This window comes from Xanthovirga aplysinae (genome assembly GCF_009711365.1).
GTDB classification, from domain to species: domain Bacteria; phylum Bacteroidota; class Bacteroidia; order Cytophagales; family Cyclobacteriaceae; genus Xanthovirga; species Xanthovirga aplysinae.
The window spans coordinates 1-3881 of sequence record NZ_SMMB01000776.1 but is presented as its reverse complement, the minus strand read 5'-3'; the positions used below and the strand labels follow the sequence as shown (position 1 = coordinate 3881).

Genomic DNA, 3881 nt, shown 5'->3' with positions numbered 1-3881 from the left:
ATATAATATTAAGGTAAATATTTATTTAAATAAAATTTATAGATATTTTTTTCACTTATTGTATGAGCTTTTATTCTTAGAAAAGAGCTGATTTAAAATTCTATTAGAATTGAAAGTATTTGCTTTCCTTAATTCCCCCTACTAAGAGCTTGTTTAAATATTTTGTTTTGAAGCGAAAATCAGACTTTTCAAAAACCATTTGCAGCCAATAGAAAATTTAAATTTACTCTAACGCAAGTGTCCGGCTTATGCACTGTACTTTAAATCGGGCCACCTACGGTTTCTACTACTTTTTGGTTCTTCCTTCCACAACCTTTTGCAGAAAAACCCCAACCGTCAAAGCACTGAAATCAGAACTCAAAGTCCCATTCGCATAACAGTAAAATCTTCCTGCTTATTCCAGAGATAAACACTAAACACAGCTATTTTTTGGATTTATAAATCAATGTTCAGAAATGACTGGCTTAGCTGAAGAGGGATCCCCACCTTCTTATTTTGTACTACTATATAATTATTAATTGTCTCAAATCTAACGCAAGGTTTTGTTGTCTCGCCTACTTTCATTTTCTTGCTGCGATTAATACAAATCTTCTATTTTGGGTTTTCACCTCCAAAACAGAAGGCCTTGTTATTTTAAAAAAACATGAGTCATTCTAAATTTCAATATGACTCATACTTAGTCTAATAGGAAAAGCTATATGGGAATCTTCTTTCTTGATCAAAGATGGACTAGTGAAGGAGAGCCGGAACTGGGGGTAGGGATCGTTACGGAAGTAAGTAAAGGTCGTGTACAGCTACATTTTCCCATATCCGGAGAGGTTAGACAGTATGCGATAGAAAATGCCCCCCTCCGCAGAGTGCGTTTCAAGCCTGGGGATACAATTATAGATATCAAAAAGTGCCCCTTAGTCATTGAACATGTAGAAGAAAAAGGCAACTTATTCATTTATTTTGGACAGGACAAGGAGTTGTCAGAGGCAGACCTTGGGGAAGTGTCAGACAAGCATGGAGTGGAGGACCGGCTTTCCATGGGAGATGTGGACACACCGGAACTTTTTTCTTTACGCAGGAAGACTCTTCAACATGACCATAGCAGGAGAATTTCCCCTGTAAATGGATTTGTGGGTGGCCGTATAGACCTCATCCCTCACCAACTTTATATCGCACATGAGGTGAGTAGTCGATATGCTCCTCGCGTCCTGCTTTCAGACCAAGTAGGCCTTGGAAAAACCATAGAGGCTTGCTTAATTCTGCATCGTTTACTTTTGAATGGGCGGATTTCCAGAGTGTTGATTCTGGTTCCCGACTCTCTTGTTCACCAATGGTTTGTCGAAATGCTAAGGCGATTTAATCTTTGGCTTCACATTTTTGATGAAGAACGTTGCACCGCAATTGATGACAGCGCACCGAATGGCAACCCCTTCTTGGACGATCAACTCATCATTTGTAGTACTTCATTTTTGGCAGGTTCAGAAATTCGGGCCCGGCAGGCCCTATCAGCTGGTTGGGATATGCTTGTAGTGGATGAAGCACACCATCTGGAATGGTTTGTTGACAAAGTGAGCCGGGAATACGCTGTAGTAGAGTTATTGAGTAAAGTAGCCAAAGGATTATTGCTCTTGACTGCTACCCCTGAGCAGTTGGGTTTAGAAAGTCACTTCGCACGGCTTCGATTACTGGACCCGGACAGATATACGGATTTTGAAGACTTTAAAAAGGAATCACAAGGTTATAAAGAGATCGCTAAAATTGTTGACCGCCTGTCTTTAGGGAAAACCCTTCATCCCAAGGATATGAAATTTTTGGCATTACTTTTTGGAAAGGAAAGAATGGACCTTTTGGCTGAAGGGGGAGCATCAGCACGACATAACTTCATCGAGGACCTGCTTGACCAACATGGACCTGGGCGAGTGATATTTCGTAATACCCGATCAGCGATAAGTGGCTTCCCAAACCGAAAAGCCCACCTGATTCCCATTAAAGCAAAAGATGAACATGGCCTATGGATTGAGCGCTTGACAAAGGAGTTTTTAAGGGATATGGAAACTTCGCCAGAAGCTTCCACTCGGCCACAATTTTGTTTTACAAATGACCCAAGGGTTGACTGGCTTGTTCAGCTAATGGAGGATCTTCGCCCTGCAAAAGTGTTGCTCATTTGCAAGAGTAAAGAAAAGGTGCTCGCATTGGAAAAGGCATTACGCAAACGCACCCATCTTAAAGTAGGTGTTTTTCATGAGGATCTCACTATTGTACAACGAGATCGGAATGCTGCTTGGTTCTCGGAATCAGGTGGCGCCAGATTACTCCTATGTTCTGAAATAGGAAGCGAAGGGAGAAACTTCCAATTCGCACATCACCTTGTACTATTCGACTTGCCATTTCATCCGGAATTGTTAGAACAGCGCATCGGGCGCCTCGACCGGATCGGTCAGTCAGAAGAGATACAGATTCATGTTCCCTACCTCATTGGAAGCCCTCAGGAAGTGCTTGTAAAGTGGTTTCACAAAGGCTTAAATGCCTTAACCGAAAACCTTGAGGGAGGAAATAAAATTGCGCAAATTTTTAATGACCGGATGTTGAATACCTCCTTAACATTCTCATCACCAAAAGCAGGAAACCAAGTGGAATCATTGATTGCTGACACGGCTGTTTTTCATCAAAAACTCAAAGCAACCCTTACCAATGGGCGGGATCGATTACTCGAAATGAATTCCTTTCGTCCAAAAATTGCCGAACAATTGGTAAAAAAGATCAGGGAAGAAGACCTCGACAGGGGCCTAGAAAGCTATATGACCAGGGTCTTTGAACATTTTGGTGTTGAAATGGAAGACCTAGCTCCTCGTACTTATTTATTGCACCCTTCCAAGACAGATACCGAGGTATTTCCATCTATTCCTGATAAGGGTAGTGCAATCACATTCGATCGAAAACGGGCGCTTAGCAGGGAAGATGTTAGTTTCCTCAGTTGGGATCATCCGATGGTAACGGGTGCAATAGATATGGTATTAAGTTTGGGAACAGGAGGCGCCAGTTTCGGAGTGCTTCCAGGAGGAGAAACCCCTGCCATCCTTATTGAGCTGCTCTTTGTCCTTGAAACTGGGGGCAAACAAAGCCAACAGGTAGACCGTTTCCTTCCCAATACTCCTTTGAGAATAGTGGTAGATCATAACGGTCATGATGTAACAGATTTATATCCGGTTGAATTAATAGATCGTCAGTTGATACCTGGACAAGTGAACGACTTGATCCAGAATGAAACCTTAATGGAAACCCTTCTTCCGAATATGATCACAGCCGCCACAAAAATCGCTGAAGCATTTGGGGAGATAGAAATTTCAAATGGCCTCCAACGAATGAATCTCACCTTGGACCACGAAATCAGTCGACTTGAATCTCTAAGTAAAAAGAACAAGCACATTCGACCGGAAGAAATTCGGATGGCCCTCGAAGAGCAGAGAACGCTTGCCTCCCTCATTCGAAATGCCCGAATCCGCTTAGATGCTCTCCAACTAATTCGGAAGGGTGATTTTTAGTTTTTTTGTAAGCTCCCTTTAATTGACAAAGGTTATCGACACAATTTTATTCTGCCTCTACATCTTGGAGGCTTCCTAAAATCCCTTGATTTAGTGATGAGATCATGTCAACCACCAATATTATAATTCCTTAGAGGCAGGCTTTTTGAGTCGAAGACTAAATGTAAGAATAATCCAATTTTTTTAGGGTTAATTTTCAAGCAAAATTCAATTTACTATATAAAAAAATTTATATTAGCAAGTAAGTAATTCCAAGGGAAAATATGACAATATATTACTTAAAGTTCAATAAAAATACCCTCTTAGCACTTCATCCACTGAAACACAACCCCTCAAATTAATCCAAAA

Annotated in this window: 1 protein-coding gene; it reads left to right on the top strand. The window is 41.2% G+C overall.

The features are described 5' to 3' along the window. The first annotated feature begins 698 nt into the window (after positions 1-698). A complete protein-coding gene (gene rapA / locus E1171_RS05515) occupies positions 699-3533 on the top strand; it encodes an RNA polymerase-associated protein RapA (protein ID WP_155204882.1) in 2835 nt (944 codons plus the stop codon). Positions 3534-3881 lie beyond the last annotated feature (348 nt).